14 protein-coding genes are annotated in these 13,598 nt (G+C 66.8%); 4 read left to right on the top strand and 10 right to left on the bottom strand.

Annotated elements, in window-relative coordinates:
• Positions 1–91: 91 nt before the first annotated feature.
• The 4 genes from murU to AC1DJN_RS15100 all read right to left on the bottom strand — a co-directional run bounded on the left by murU (position 92) and on the right by AC1DJN_RS15100 (position 3,737).
• On the bottom strand, positions 92–802 hold the full coding sequence (murU, locus tag AC1DJN_RS15085; RefSeq protein ID WP_478013570.1) for an N-acetylmuramate alpha-1-phosphate uridylyltransferase MurU: 711 nt from the start codon (positions 800–802) through the stop codon (positions 92–94).
• Positions 803–813: 11 nt separating this feature from the next.
• Positions 814–1,839: an aminoglycoside phosphotransferase family protein gene (locus AC1DJN_RS15090; RefSeq protein ID WP_442252382.1), complete on the bottom strand. Its 1,026-nt coding sequence runs from the start codon at positions 1,837–1,839 to the stop codon at positions 814–816.
• Positions 1,840–1,904: 65 nt separating this feature from the next.
• A complete protein-coding gene (locus AC1DJN_RS15095; RefSeq protein ID WP_025874000.1) occupies positions 1,905–2,174 on the bottom strand; it encodes a GlsB/YeaQ/YmgE family stress response membrane protein in 270 nt (89 codons plus the stop codon).
• Positions 2,175–2,243: 69 nt separating this feature from the next.
• A complete protein-coding gene (locus AC1DJN_RS15100; RefSeq protein ID WP_478039387.1) occupies positions 2,244–3,737 on the bottom strand; it encodes a M20 family metallopeptidase in 1,494 nt (497 codons plus the stop codon).
• A 198-nt stretch (positions 3,738–3,935) separates the two neighbouring features.
• Between AC1DJN_RS15100 and AC1DJN_RS15105 the strand changes: the two genes are divergently transcribed.
• From AC1DJN_RS15105 to AC1DJN_RS15120, 4 genes are all read left to right on the top strand, one after another.
• Positions 3,936–4,262, top strand: a complete 327-nt coding sequence (locus tag AC1DJN_RS15105) for a ComEA family DNA-binding protein (RefSeq protein ID WP_033832065.1) — start codon at positions 3,936–3,938, stop codon at positions 4,260–4,262.
• Between the two features lie 337 nt (positions 4,263–4,599).
• The gene (locus AC1DJN_RS15110; protein ID WP_478039388.1) at positions 4,600–5,667 is read left to right on the top strand and encodes a L,D-transpeptidase; all 1,068 of its coding nucleotides are present in this window, start codon (positions 4,600–4,602) and stop codon (positions 5,665–5,667) included.
• 17 nt (positions 5,668–5,684) lie between these two features.
• On the top strand, positions 5,685–6,410 hold the full coding sequence (locus AC1DJN_RS15115) for a murein L,D-transpeptidase catalytic domain family protein (RefSeq protein WP_025873996.1): 726 nt from the start codon (positions 5,685–5,687) through the stop codon (positions 6,408–6,410).
• A gap of 34 nt (positions 6,411–6,444) precedes the next feature.
• A complete protein-coding gene (locus tag AC1DJN_RS15120; RefSeq protein ID WP_032975832.1) occupies positions 6,445–7,053 on the top strand; it encodes a HutD/Ves family protein in 609 nt (202 codons plus the stop codon).
• 422 nt (positions 7,054–7,475) lie between these two features.
• On the opposite strand, the gene AC1DJN_RS15125 is transcribed toward AC1DJN_RS15120, so the two are convergent.
• From AC1DJN_RS15125 to AC1DJN_RS15150, 6 genes are all read right to left on the bottom strand, one after another.
• A complete protein-coding gene (locus AC1DJN_RS15125; RefSeq protein WP_478039389.1) occupies positions 7,476–9,080 on the bottom strand; it encodes a sulfite reductase subunit alpha in 1,605 nt (534 codons plus the stop codon).
• The gene (locus AC1DJN_RS15130; RefSeq protein WP_478039390.1) at positions 9,077–10,048 is read right to left on the bottom strand and encodes an FAD:protein FMN transferase; all 972 of its coding nucleotides are present in this window, start codon (positions 10,046–10,048) and stop codon (positions 9,077–9,079) included. The genes AC1DJN_RS15125 and AC1DJN_RS15130 overlap by 4 nt, the downstream gene beginning before the upstream one ends.
• 55 nt (positions 10,049–10,103) lie before the next feature.
• Complete coding sequence (locus AC1DJN_RS15135; RefSeq protein ID WP_478039391.1) at positions 10,104–10,907, bottom strand: DUF4198 domain-containing protein; 804 nt, start codon at positions 10,905–10,907, stop codon at positions 10,104–10,106.
• 125 nt (positions 10,908–11,032) lie between these two features.
• Entirely contained in the window at positions 11,033–11,551 is a 519-nt protein-coding gene (locus AC1DJN_RS15140) for a DUF2271 domain-containing protein (RefSeq protein WP_032975835.1), read from the bottom strand.
• A 40-nt stretch (positions 11,552–11,591) separates the two neighbouring features.
• Complete coding sequence (locus AC1DJN_RS15145; protein ID WP_442252065.1) at positions 11,592–12,230, bottom strand: PepSY-associated TM helix domain-containing protein; 639 nt, start codon at positions 12,228–12,230, stop codon at positions 11,592–11,594.
• A gap of 235 nt (positions 12,231–12,465) precedes the next feature.
• Positions 12,466–13,598 (bottom strand): TonB-dependent receptor domain-containing protein (locus AC1DJN_RS15150; protein ID WP_478039392.1); only part of this gene is annotated, 1,133 nt, incomplete at its 5' end.

The raw sequence follows: 13,598 nt of genomic DNA on the forward strand, positions 1-13,598 counted from the left end.
AGCTTACATGGACGTACTTGCAGCGTCCCCTGCATGGCCCACCCGCCCGGCCAAGCACGGCTTTTGATTCAAGCGACCAACCACGACGGGCTCAGCCGTTCGCGGTCAACTCCGCATCCAGCGCATGCAGGCGATCAACGGTCCCGACATCGGTCCAGCGCCCGCGATGGTGCTGCCCCGTCATCAGCCCCTGTGCCATGAAATGCTTCTGCAACGGCACCACCGAAAACTTCGGTGGCACACACTCGCTGCCCGGTGCCTCACCGATCACCGCACGCCAATCGGCCACGATCGACGGACGATAGACGCCGATGCCCGCATAGGTCAGGCACGGGCCTTCGCGGTCATGGTGCAGTACACCGTGCGCGTCCAGCCGGTAGTCGCCATTGGGGTGCTGCGCGGGGTTGTCGACCAGTACCAGATGCGCTTGGCCGGCCGGTTCACGCGGCAGCGTGGCGAAATCGAAATCGGTCCAGATATCGCCGTTCACTACCAGGAACGGATCGTCCCCCAGCGCCGGCAATGCATTGAGGATGCCGCCACCGGTTTCCAGCGGGGTATCGCCTTCGTGCATGAAATGCAGGCGCAGGCCCCATTGGCTGCCATCGCCCAATGCGGCCGGGAACTGCTCGGCGAGCCACGCGGTGTTGATCACCACGTCGTGGATGCCGAGCGCAGCCAACCGCTCCAGATGCCACGCGATCAGGGGTTTGCCGGCCACCGCCAGCAGTGGCTTGGGCGTGTGCAGGGTGAGGGGGCGCATGCGCTCACCCAGGCCGGCGGCGAAAATCAGTGCCTTCATCGATGCGGCCTTCAGCGCTGCACGCGCATCGGCGCGGCCAACTCGGCCAGTGCCGGTTTGATCCGCGTTTCCAGCAACTGCTGCAGGGGCGCCAGTTCGCGATAGCGCGGCAGCACTTCATCGAGGTAGGTGATGAAGCGCGGCGCATCGTCCAGGTAGTGGCCCTTGTTGTCGCGATAGCGCAGGCGGCAGAACAGGCCGAGGATCTTCACGTGGCGCTGGATGCCCATCCAGTCGGCATCGCGCAGGAAAGTGGCACGGTCGGGTACCGGCAGGCCGGCATCGCGTGCGCGCTGGTGATACTGCGCCAGCCATTCGTCCACGCGCTGCAGCGGCCAGCTCAGGAASGCATCCTTGAACAGACTTACCGCGTCGTACGCGATCGGGCCACGCACCAGGTCCTGGAAATCCAGCACCGCCGGGCCGCCATCCACCGGCATCAGGTTGCGCGGCATGTAGTCGCGGTGGGTCATCAGCTGGGCCTGGCCCAGCGCGTTGTCCATCAGCCGACGGTGCACCAGCTGCAGGCCTTCGATCTCGCCGCAGTCCAGTTCAAGGCCAAGATGGCGTTGCAGGAACCACTCGTCGAACAGGCCGGCATCACGCTGCAGCAGCGCTTCGCCGAACTGGCCGAAATCGGCCGGCACCGGAATGGCCTGCAGGCGCAGCAGCTGATCGATGGATCGGCTGAACCACTCGTCGGCATTGCGTTCGTCGAGGATCTTCGCCAGCGTCGGGCCGCCCAGGTCTTCCAGCAGCAGGAAGCCGGCGTCGAGGTCCTGGGCAAGCAGGGCGGGCACGCGCAGGCCGTGATCGTGCAGCAGGCCGCGCATGCGCAGCCACGGCGTGGGGTCTTCCAGCCCCGGCGGGGCGTCCATCACGATGTGGCTGCCGCGATGGCTGGTGGTGCGCCAGTAGCTGCGCATGCCGGCGTCGACCGAGGCGCGTTCGACCACGGTGTTGCCGTCGTCAAGCTGGGTACGGGCCCATTGCAGGCGCTGTGCGCTGCGCTGGGGATCAGAGGCGGGTTCGGTCATGCAGGCATATCCGGGCGCGCCGGGCGCGCCAACGTCGGGGGCAGAATGGGAAAAGAGAGGGCGGCTCAGCGGCGGCCGCTGAACAGGCGCAGGATCGCCAGCACGACGACCGCACCCAGCACCGCGCCGAGGAAGCCGGCCGGTTCACCGGGCGCGTACCAGCCCATGTACTGGCCGAACCAGCCGGCCAGCAGCGCGCCGATGATGCCCAGCACGATGGTCAGCAGGCAGCCCATGCGGTTGTTGCCGGGCATGAAGAAGCGTCCCAGCAGGCCGACGAAGAAGCCGACCAGGATGATGTAGAGCCAGCTGGTGCTGCCAAACAGACCGTTCATGCGATCACTGCTCTGGAAGGTTGGACGCAGCCTAGCAAGGCCGGGCTGCGTCCGTCACTGCGTGCTGGATCAGCAGCAGCCGTGGTCGCCGTGGCGGGTGCCGCTGTCGGCGGCCACCGGCGAACCGCTGGTCTCGCCACGCAGGCTGGCCGCGTAGTGCTCGCTGATCACCTTGGACACGCACGAGGTGACCTTCTTGCCCATCGGGATGTGCAGGAACTCGTTCGGGCCGTGGGCATTGGWGTGCGGGCCGAGCACGCCGGTGATCATGAACTGGGCGCCCGGGAACTTCTCGCCCAGCATGCCCATGAACGGGATCGAGCCGCCTTCGCCCATGTACATCGCCGGCTTGCCGAAGAAGGTCTGGCTGGCATCGTCGATGGCCTTGGTCAGCCACGGTGCCATCGCCGGCGCGTTCCAGCCGGTGGAGGCCTTTTCCAGGTCCAGGGTGACCTGCGCGCCGTTCGGCGGATCGCGCAGCAGCGCTTCCTTCAGCAGCTCGCCGCAGGTCTTGCCATCGGCAGTGGGCGGCAGGCGCAGCGACAGCTTCACTGCGGTATGCGGGCGCAGCACGTTGCCGGCCGATTCCAGCGGCGGCATGCCGCCGATGCCGGTCACCGACAGGGCCGGGCGCCAGGTGCGGTTGAGCACCAGCTCGGTCAGGTCGTCGTTCATCGGCTTGAGGCCATCGACCAGCGGGAATTTCTCGAAGATCGCGGTGTCGACCACGTCGGCGGCACGCTTGGCCTGTTCCAGGCGCTCGGCCGGGATCTCCACGTTCATGCCGTCGATCAGGATGCGGCCRGTGTCCTGGTCCTCGATGCGCGACAGCAACTGGCGCAGCAGGCGGAAGCTGGACGGCACCACGCCGGAGGCGTCACCGGAGTGCACGCCTTCGTTGAGCACCTTCACCGAGAAGTTGCCGCCGGTCAGGCCGCGCAGCGAGGTGGTGCACCACAGCTGGTCGTAGTTGGCACAGCCCGAATCCAGGCAGACCACCAGCGACGGCTTGCCGATGCGGTCAGCCAGATGGTCCACGTAGGCCGGCARGTCGTAGCTGCCCGACTCTTCACAGGCTTCGATCAGCACCACGCAGCGGGCATGCGGCAAGCCCTGGGCCTGCAGTGCCAGCACGGCGGCCAGCGAGCCGAAGATGGCGTAGCCGTCATCGGCACCGCCACGGCCATACAGCTTGTCGCCGCGCAGGACCGGGGTCCACGGGCCCAGGTCGTCGTCCCAGCCGGTCATCTCCGGCTGCTTGTCCAGGTGCCCGTAGAGCAGGATGGTGTCGTCGCCGGTTTCGGCGCCGGTAGCCGGAATTTCCAGCAGAATCAGCGGGGTACGGCCTTCCAGGCGCACCACTTCGACCTTCAGGCCGGGCAGGTCCTGGGCCTTGGCCCAGGTTTCCATCAGGGTGACCGCCTGCTCCATGTAGCCGTTCTGCACCCAGTTGGCGTCGAACATCGGCGACTTGTTGGGAATGCGGATGTAGTCGACCAACTGCGGGACGATTTCGCTGTCCCACTTGTCATTGACGAATTGGCCGAGCTTGGCGCTGTCCATCTGAAACTCCGGTTGCATGGCTGATCCGCCCATTCTACGCCTCGGCCAAGGGTAGGGTTTTCCCTACATCACGTCGGGTATTTGGCTGGCTTTTAGAAATCCGTGAACCCTATACGCTGTGTGCATGTGGTGACGGACACTGTTTCGACCGACGGGATTGCCGGTCGGGACGGTCAGAACCACAAGGAGATACACGTCGTGCCTTGGTTTGTCGTGTTAAGGGCGCTGGTGCTGGGAGTGTGGATCGCGGGAGCGCAAGCTGCCGAGCCGATCGACATCAACCGGGCCGATGCCCAGGCGCTGCAGCAGGGATTGACGATGGTCGGGGCCACCAAGGCTGCGGCGATCGTCGAGCACCGGCGCAGACACGGCCCGTTTCACCGCGTCGAGGACCTGACGCAGGTGAAGGGGATAGGGACATCGATCGTCGAACGGAATCGACGACGGATCACCGTTGGCAACACGATGTTGCCTGCGGATCCGGTACCCGGATCGGTACCGGTGCGAACCGTACCCAGGCGCTGACAACAGGAATCGTCGGAATCTGCAGGATGCAGGTTCAATGGCTGCGGACAGGATGGCTGCAGCCGCCGACCGTCGCAGGGATGCGGCACCAATCACCAGGATGGTGGCATCACAGACCTGTGGAAGGGGCTGAGATACAAACAGGACAGACGCGGCCGCGTGCAGGATGCAACGCCGCCCCCGCTTCGCAGGATGCGAGGGGGTGGCAGCAGGCCGACAGGGACGTGACGATTGCCCGGTACGACACATGGCTGTGTCGCCGGGCAATTTCTTTTGGCGCGGCTGCGACGTGCCCATGGTGTACGGTGGGGTCTTCGCATGGAATGGAACCTGCTGGATGCACCTGCACCGTTTGACCTTGATGCTCGCCGTGGCCTTGGCACTGCCGTGCGCCGCACAGGCGGCCGCACCCTCCAAGCCTGTCGTGGCCACGACCTCCGAAGTACGCGGGCCGACCGACCTCAAGCCGGGCGAGTACCTGTGGCATCCGGAAGTCTCGCCGGCCGGTCCGATCGTGCTGGTGGTGAGCCTGGATGAGCAACGGGCTTACGTGTACCGCAATGGCATTGCCATCGGCCTGACCACGATCAGCTCGGGCAAGACCGGCCATGAGACGCCGACCGGTGTGTTCACCATCCTGCAGAAGGACAAGGACCACCGCTCCAACCTCTACAACAGCGCACCCATGCCGTACATGCAGCGGCTGACCTGGGACGGCATCGCCCTTCACGGCGGCAGCCTGCCCGGGCATCCGGCCTCGCATGGCTGCGTGCGCCTGCCGCAGGCCTTCGCCCAGAAGCTGTTCAGCGAAACCAAGCGCGGCGATACGGTGGTCGTGGCCGATGCCAAGAGCGCGCCGATGACGCTGGCCTATCCGGCGGTGCTGGCGCCGGTGAATGCACGCGGCCAGGCCCTGCCGGAAGGCGAGGGCGGTGCTCCCGACAAGGCCTGGTGGGATGATGCGSCCGCACCCAGTGGCCAGGTCGGCATCCTGGTCAGCCTGCACGACCAGCGCCTGTACGTGCTGCGCGATGGCGTGATGATCGGTGAGTCGCCGCTGAAGGCCGACGCGCTGCCAGCGTTCCAGGGCACCACCCTGTTCGTGATGGGCCAGGGCTACAGCGATACGCCCAGCCCGCTTGATGCACAGCAGCGCCTGCACCAGTGGACGGCCTATCCGCTGCTCGGCCAGGACCGCGCCCAGGCCACGCCGGACCTGCTGGCCACGCCGTCGTTGCCGATGGCCCTGCCGGCCGATTTCGCCCGCCAGCTGTACCAGGTACTGGTGCCGGGCACGACCCTGCTGGTGACGTCGCTGCCGGCGGTGCGCCCAAGCGCGGCTGAATCGGGAATGCAGCCGGTCTTGGAATCAGAGCCGCCAGCGTCCACCCTCAAGGGGTCCTGAGACCTCCCTACGTGCCCATGTCTGCTTCCCGCCTGTGCCGGCTGGCCGCCCTTGGCCTGCTGGCAACCACTGCCAGCGCCCCGGCCGGGGCACAGACGCCCATTGCCGCCATCAGCGCCGACGACCTCGCCGCGCAGCTGGCACGCACCGCGCCCAAGGCGGACCGTCGGGTTCTGCAGTTGGCTGCCCACGCCATGCGCTGCGCACTGCAGCGGCCGGAGCTGGGAGTCAGCAGTGAACGCCTGAGCGTGATCGATTACTCGCGGCCGTCCACCGAGCCGCGGATGTGGGTCTTCGATCTCGCCCGCCAGCGGCTGTTGTTCGAGGAGTGGGTGGCGCACGGCCGCAACAGCGGCGAGAACCGCACCGAACATTTCTCCAACCGCGATGGCAGCTTCATGTCCAGCATCGGTGCGTTCACCGCGCAGGAAACCTACATGGGCGGCAACGGCTATTCGCTGCGCCTGGCAGGATTGGAGCCGGGGTTCAACGATCGTGCGCGCGAGCGCGCCATCGTCATCCACGGTGCGCCGTATGTGAATCCGTCCACTGCGCAGTTGCAGGGGCGGTTGGGGCGCAGTCTGGGCTGCCCGGCGGTGCGGTTGTCGGTGGCCAAGCCGCTGATCGACGCGCTGCGAGGCGGCACGATGGTGTTTGCGTACTACCCCGACAAGGACTGGCTCAAGCACTCACAGCTGCTGGGCGGCGATTGCGGTACGGCTGCGGGTCTTGCAACGCGTTGATGCGTTACGGCGCGCGGCATGATGCAATGCGCGCATGAACATCGACTCCCTGTTGCAGACCCCGAGCCAGGTGATTTCCAGCCTGGACTACCGCCGCGAACGCTGGCGCAACGGCCTCGGCTGGACCCGCGAGATCCTGCGGTTGCCAGCGCAGGGCGATGATTGGGCGTTGCGCCTGTCGGTGGCCGAGATCGAGCAGGACGCCGCGTTTTCCGCATTCCCGGGCGTCGAGCGCGAACTGGTGCTGCTGCAGGGCAATGGCGTGCGCCTGCGTTTCGAGGACGGCCGCGTAGCCGAGGTGCTGCCACCGCATGGGCGCGTGCGTTTTGCCGGTGAAGCTGCGCTGCACGGCGAGCTGGTGGACGGCACCACCCACGATTTCAACCTGATGTGGAAGCGCGGACTGCTGCAGGCCGAGCTGCTGCATCGTCCACTGGTCGGGCCGATGTTCTTCTTCTGCGAGCCGGGCGTGGCCTGGGCCCTACACCTGTTGGGCGGGCAGGCCACGTTCGGCGCGGACAGCGGATTGCCTGCGATGCAGGCCGGCGATACCGCGTGGTTGGCCGCCGGTGAGCGTCAGCGGCATGCATTGCAGGGCGGCGGCGAGTTGTTGGCGATACGGGTGAGCGCGGCGGGCGGCTGAGCCAGCGTCGGCGCCCGGAGGCAATCATCCACGCATGGCGTGGATCTACTGCAGCATGGTTGTCACCTTGGATCCGCGTAGATCCACGCCATGCGTGGATGCGGCGGCCGATATCGCAGGTGCGGACAAGGGATCGCCGCCAGCCGTTCAGTAGATCCACGCCATGCGTGGATGCAGCAGCCGATATCGCAGCAGRGTGCSAACAAGGGATCGCCGCCAGCCGTTCGGTAGATCCACGCCATGCGTGGATGCAGCAGCCGATATCGCAGCAGGGTGCGAACAAGGGATCGCCGCCAGCCGTTCAGTAGATCCACGCCATGCGTGGATGCRGCAGCCGATATCGCAGCAGGGTGCCAACCAAGGTTCGCACCCACCAGGAGGCAGTTCGCACCCACAAGAGGCGGTTTGCCCCAAACGTTCGCTCAATACACGTCGCGCCGGTAACGACCGGCCAGCAGCAGCGCTTCCTTGCCGTCGGCACCGAGCACCTGCTCGATCACCGCATCCACTGCCGGGGCCATGCCCTGCAGGCTGCCGCAGACCAGGATCGTCGCGCCGTCATCGACCCACTGCCGCAGCGTGGATGCTTCGGCCAGCAGGCGATCCTGCACGTAGCGATGTGCGCCGCCATCACGGCTGAATACCGTATCCAGGCGGGTCAGCGTGTCGTTGCCGAGCATCGCCTGCAGTTCATCGCCGAAGTGGAAATCATGCGCGGCCGAGCGTTCGCCGAACAACAGCCAGGTGCGGGCACCGCCAATGAGTGCGCGTTCGTGCAGGTGCGCGCGCAGGCCGGCGATACCGGTGCCGTTGCCGATCAGCAGCAGTGGAACATCAGCGGCGACGCCATGGAAATTCTCGTTGCGGCGCAGGCGCATCTGTACCGGCCCGCCGATGGCGGCGTGGTCGCACAGCCAGCCACTGCCGATGCCCGGCGTGCCATCGGCACGCAGCTGTCGGCGCAGCAGCAGTTCCACCGCGCCGTCGTCCATCACCGAGGCGATGGAGTATTCGCGATGTGGCAGGGGCTGCAGGGCCGCCAACAGCCCAGGCAGATCGCCTGCTGCAACCAATGACGGCAGGTGCGAGCGCGCAACGCGGGCGAGCAGCGTAGTGCCGTCGTCCAACACGGTGTCCGCGTCGAAGCCCTGCGTCTGCAGCCAGTCGCGCGTGCTCTGTTCGGCATGCTGCGGACCGACMTCGGCGATGTCACCGGCCTGCCACTGCGCGCCRCTGCCGGTCGGGGGCTGCAGGCGCAGCCAATAGACCGGACCACCGGCGCTGCCGGGGTTGAGGTGGGTACGCTGCAGCAGCGTCCACGGCTGGTACTCGGCCGGTGTCCAATCGGGAAGTTCGCTCGCGCCGCCGCCGAGCTGGCCAAGCAGTTGCTGCCAGTGGCGCAGGGCAGCTGGATCGGCGTTGTCGACTTCAATGGCATCGAACAGCGGATGTGCTCCGTGCTGGCGCAGCCAGTCATGCAGCTGGTGGCCGAACGCGCAGAAATGCCCGTAGCTGCGATCGCCCAGTGCGAGCACCCCGTACTGCACGTGCTGCAGCGGCGGCTGCGTGCTCATTACCTTGCGCAGGAAGGGCAGGGCGTGGTCGGGTGCATCGCCTTCGCCGGTGGTGCTGACGATGAACAGTACACGCGCGCTGCCCGCCAGCAGGGTGGCATCGACCTCATGCAGACCGCGCAGGCGCACCGGCATGCCGGCCGAGCGCAGAGCCTGCGCACTGCGCTCGGCCAGTTCGCGGGCGAAGCCGGTCTGGCTGGACCAGACCAGCAGCATCGGTGGGTTGCCGCCTTCGGGCGTGTCGTCGCGCGGACGGCTGCGCCACCACAGCACGCCACACGCCAGCAGATACAGCGCAGTGGCGGCCAGCGCGATGCCCCATTGCCGAGCCGGCGGTGCACCCTGCCACCACGCTTCGCCCAGGTGCAGACGCAGCAGTGCCCCGCCGATCACGGCCAGCAGGGCCAGCACCATGACGTTGCCAACGGTCGCGCGCGGGAAACGCATGCTCATCCAGCCTGCTCATCCAGCAGCTGCTGGAAGGCGCTGCTGAGGGTTTCGCGTGGGCCGGTGGTGGTGCGTTCCAGATAGCGCGCGGCCAACCCCTCGCGCTCTGCCAGCGCGATGCCTGCATCGCGGCCGAGTACGGTCAGCGCGGTGGCCCAGGCGTCAGCGTGCATCGCGTCGCTGGCGACCACGGTGACGGCGGCTGCGACCTGCCGTACCGGCGTGCCGCTGCGCGGGTCAAGGCTGTGGCTGTAGGCCACGTCATCGTCGTGATAGTGGTGCCAGCGATCGCCGGAGGTGGCCACCGCCTTTCCGTCCAGCGCCAGGACACGCGGTGGCGTATCGGTGTGGGCATCTTCTTCCGGCGCCGACTCCACCAGCACGCGCCACGGCTGGCCGTCCGGCTTGCGGCCGTAACCGGCCAGTTCCCCACCGACTTCAATCAGTGCGGCATCGATACCCTGGCCGCGCAGCCAGGCGGCGACGTGGTCGACGCCGAAGCCCTTGGCGATCGCCGAAAGATCCAGCTCCAGGCCACCGGGCTGCAGCAGCGCATCGTCCTGCCAGTGCAGGCGCTGCCAGCCGCAGCGTGCACGGGTTGCCTGCAACGTGGCGGCATCGGGTGCGCGCCGTGCGCCGGCATGGGCGCCGAAGCCCCACAGCGCCACCAGCGGGCCGACGGTGGGGTCGAACGCACCGCCGCTGGCTGCAGCGATGGCCTGCGCGCAGGCCAACACATGGCGTGTTTCGATGGGAAGCACGAGGTACTGACCTGCGTCGGCACGGTTGTAGYGGCTCAGGTCGGAACCCGCTTCCCAGGTGCTCATCTGCGCGACCACTTCATCCAGACGTGCCTGGATGCCAGCATGCAGTGGATGCAGGTCGCGCTGGCGCGGTACGACCAGCGACACGCTCCAGGTGGTGCCCATGGTGGTGCCGCCCAGCCGGGCGATGTCGAGTGCGGTAGAGGTCATGGGCATGCGTGGCAGGCTGCGATACCAGGGCGTGCCGGGTATCGCAGCGCTGTCTTTACTGCGGCAGCACTTCCAGCGTGGCGACGTAGCTGAGGCGGCGCTTGGCGGCCTGCTTGACCGAGGTCTTCTTGTYCTCGGTGCCGGTTTCCAGCCAGTACATGCCGGCTTCCGGCCAGGTCACCTTGATCTCGCCCTTGGCGTCGCTGGTCAGCTTCTGCTCGTCCTGCGCGTTGCGGTAGCGGGTGCCGCCGCGCACGATCTCGAACTCCAGGCCTGCGGTCGGCTTGCCGTCGACCAGTACGCGGAAGGTGGCTTCCTCGCCGGCGAACAGGTCGTTCGGGTGACCGACGGCCACCAGTTCGATGCCGCGGTTGGTCGGCTTCAGCGCGGTGTCGTTCGGCGCCCCGTTGGTGACGAAGGTCTCCACGCGGCCGACCGACTGGCTCACTTCCAGCTTCTTCGCATCCTTGGGCAGTTCGCCGAAGGTAGCGGCGGTACCGCGCCAGCGCTTGCGCTCGCCGTTCAGCTCATAGGTGGCCGACAGGCCGTCGTTGACCGAGGCGATGCGGTAGGTGCCCTGCTGCTTCAGCTCGACGTCGAACACGCTGCGGTACTTGCCGGTGGCCGCGTTCTGCGCCTGCACGGTGCTGCCGTCCGGGGCGGTGATGACCACCGATTCGAGGCGCAGCGGCACGTGATTGAAGTAGAACAGGTCGTTGGAGACCGCACCGTCGACGGTGATCCACGGCGCGTTGCCGGCGATCACGGTCTGCGAGGGCAGCAGCCAGGCCTTGTGGGCCAGGGCAGAGAAGGGAAGGGCAGCGGCCAGAGCGGCGGCGAGGACGAGCGTGCGCTTCATGCGGAAGACTCCAGGGTGATTGATGGGGTCAGAGCCCTTCCTGCGGAAGTGATCCGACCCCTGGGGTGCTGCGATGGGGGCGGATCCCTTTCCAGCGGAAAGGGCTCTGACCCCGGCTCAGGCAATTACGGTTTGACGGCGAGGGTGACCTGGCCCAGTTCGGTGGCGCCCTGCGCGCGGCCGTTCTGTGCGGCGGTGGCCGGCCAGGTGAAGGGAATCTTCAGCAGTTCACGGCCGCCGACTTCGCGCACCGCTTCCACCACCAGGGTGTAGTTGCCCGGGGCCAGCTGCTTCAGTGCGGGCTGCTTGTCGTTGAACGACAGCGCGTGCTTGCCGGCCGGGCGGGTCGGGCCGGTCACGCCGTCCACCGGCACCTGCAGGGTGCGGCCGCTCTTGCGCCACCACTGGCGCAGGTCGGGCAGCCACTTGGTGCCATGGCCTTCGCTGTTGCTGGTCTGCTGGTACCAGACCGACAGGTTGGCGGCGACCTTCTGGTCGGCGCCTTCCAGCCACACCGCCACATACGGGCGGTGGTACTCGGCCACGTTGAGCTTGGGCACTTCGACGTTGATGTCGAGGGTGGTGGCGTAAGCCGGCGAGGTGGCCAGCAGGCCGCTGAGGGCGATGGTCAGGGTGACGCGCATGGGGCGGCTCCGGAAGAACGGATGGAAGTCACGGTGGAAGTCAGTGGATCAGCAGCAGGGCGATCAGCAGCGGGATCATCAGGCCCAGGCCGACCAGTGGCCAGGTCATGCGTCGCTGCCGCGCATGCAGGTGCAGCAGGAACAGGCCGGTGATGCAGAACACCAGGCAGGCGACGGCGAACACGTCCAGGAACCAGCCCCATGCGGGGCCGGCATTGCGGCCCTTGTGCAGGTCGTTGAGATAGGACACCGCGCCGCGCGAGGTGGATTCGTACTCCACCGCGCCGGTTTCGCGGTCGATGCTCAACCAGGCGTCGCCGCCGGGGCGTGGCAGTGACAGATAGATTTCCTCGGCCGACCATTCGGCGGGTCGACCGCCGATGGAGATGCCCAGCTGACCGTCGAGCCATTGCCGGGCCGGGCGTGGCAGTGGTGCATTGCCGTCCTCGCGGGAGCCCAGGCCGCCGAGCAGTTCGGCCGGCAGTTCCAGGTGCTGGTTCTGCACCTGTGGCTTGGCCTCGATCTTTGCTGCATGGTTCAGCGTCAGACCGGTCACCGCGAACAGCAGCATGCCGATCAGGCAGACCGCAGAGCTGATCCAGTGCCACTGGTGCAGGGTACGCAGCCAGAAGCCGCGGCTCTGCTGCTGCTGCACGGTGGAAGATGCGGGACGGCTCACGGCACGATTCGGGACGGATGAATACTGGTCATTACATCATTGATGAGAATTGCTCGCAATTAGATGTCGTTGTGTATCTCTGAAAGGGTAGTGCCGGCCGCTGGCCGGCAATCCCATGCCACCTGAGAACATCGCGCGGTTGCCGGCCAGCGGCCGGCACTACCACGGGCCGGTGGATCCACGCCATGCGTGGATGGAGAGGTGCCGACCAAGGCCGGCACCCACCAGGGCAAGGTCAGAACTTCGCGTTGAGCGAGATCCAGTAGCTGCGGCGCTGGTCCTTGGTGGCGTAGTCGTCCACGCAGTTGTATTCGCTGGGGCTGGTCAGCAGGCACGACTGCGAGACGAAGTTCTTGTCGAACAGGTTGTTGACCCGCGCGTTGACCGTCAGCCACTGCGTGGCCTTCCAGCTGCCACCGAGGTGGAAGAGGGTGTAGTCCTCGTAGTAGCGGGTATGACTGGCGCCGGCGGCATCAAGGATCGTGTCGCGGTAGCGGTCGTAGCGGCCTTCGCCGATCAGCGACAGGCTGATGGCATCGTTGAGCTGCCAGTTGAGGCTGGCGTTGGCCATGTGCTTGGCCGGCATGGTGCCGGTGATCGGCAGGCCCTTGCCGGAACCGGCGGTCTGCTCGCTCTTGGTCCAGGTGTAGTTGCCGCGCAGCTGCAGGGTGTCCAGCAGGTCGACGTGGCCGGCCAGTTCTGCGCCACGTGTCTCGGCCTTGTCGATGTTCACGCTCTGGGTGAAGGTGCTGTAGCCCAGCGACGCCCAGCCCGGGCCGATGTCCACGCAGTAGCCACTGCCGGCCGGCGCGACTTCACAGTTGGGGAACGTGCCGCCGCTGGCGATCTTGTCTTCGAACTTGTTGATGAAACCGGTGACGTTGAAGCCCCAGCGCTGGCCCTCGTAATAGGCGGCCAGCTCGTAGTTGGTGCTGGTTTCCGGCTTCAGGTTCGGCGAGCCCACCAGCGGCAGCACGCCCTGGCCACCAAAGCCGGTGATGCCGGGGAACAGCTGGTCCGGACGCGGGGTCTTGTAGCCGGTGCTGACGCCACCCTTGAAGGTCCAGGCATCGGTGGCATTCCAGACCAGGTAGCCGCGCGGGCTGAGGTGGCTGCCGAAGATGTTGTGGTTGTCGTAGCGCAGGCCGAAGGTGGCGGTCAGGGTGTCGGTCAGCGACCAGTTGTCCTCGGCGAACAGCGCCCACATGCGGTGCTTCTGTTTGGTGTTGCTGCGGTAGCCGGCACCGTCCATGCCGAACACGCCGTCCACCATGTCGGTGTCGTTGTATTGGCCGCCCACGGTCAGCTTGTGCGCACCGAAGTCGAGGTCGAGCATCGTGTCCAGCACGTAGCCTTCCAGTTCCATGG

The sequence above is a fragment of the Stenotrophomonas sp. 05L414_2 genome (assembly GCF_056397905.1).

Excerpts from the sequence above, each read along its gene's own strand:
- murU (WP_478013570.1), bottom strand. The coding sequence starts at position 802 with ATGAAGGCACTGATTTTCGCCGCCGGCCTGGGTGAGCGCATGCGCCCC.
- AC1DJN_RS15095 (WP_025874000.1), bottom strand. The coding sequence starts at position 2,174 with ATGAACGGTCTGTTTGGCAGCACCAGCTGGCTCTACATCATCCTGGTC.
- AC1DJN_RS15115 (WP_025873996.1), top strand. The coding sequence starts at position 5,685 with ATGTCTGCTTCCCGCCTGTGCCGGCTGGCCGCCCTTGGCCTGCTGGCA.
- AC1DJN_RS15120 (WP_032975832.1), top strand. The coding sequence starts at position 6,445 with ATGAACATCGACTCCCTGTTGCAGACCCCGAGCCAGGTGATTTCCAGC.
- AC1DJN_RS15140 (WP_032975835.1), bottom strand. The coding sequence starts at position 11,551 with ATGCGCGTCACCCTGACCATCGCCCTCAGCGGCCTGCTGGCCACCTCG.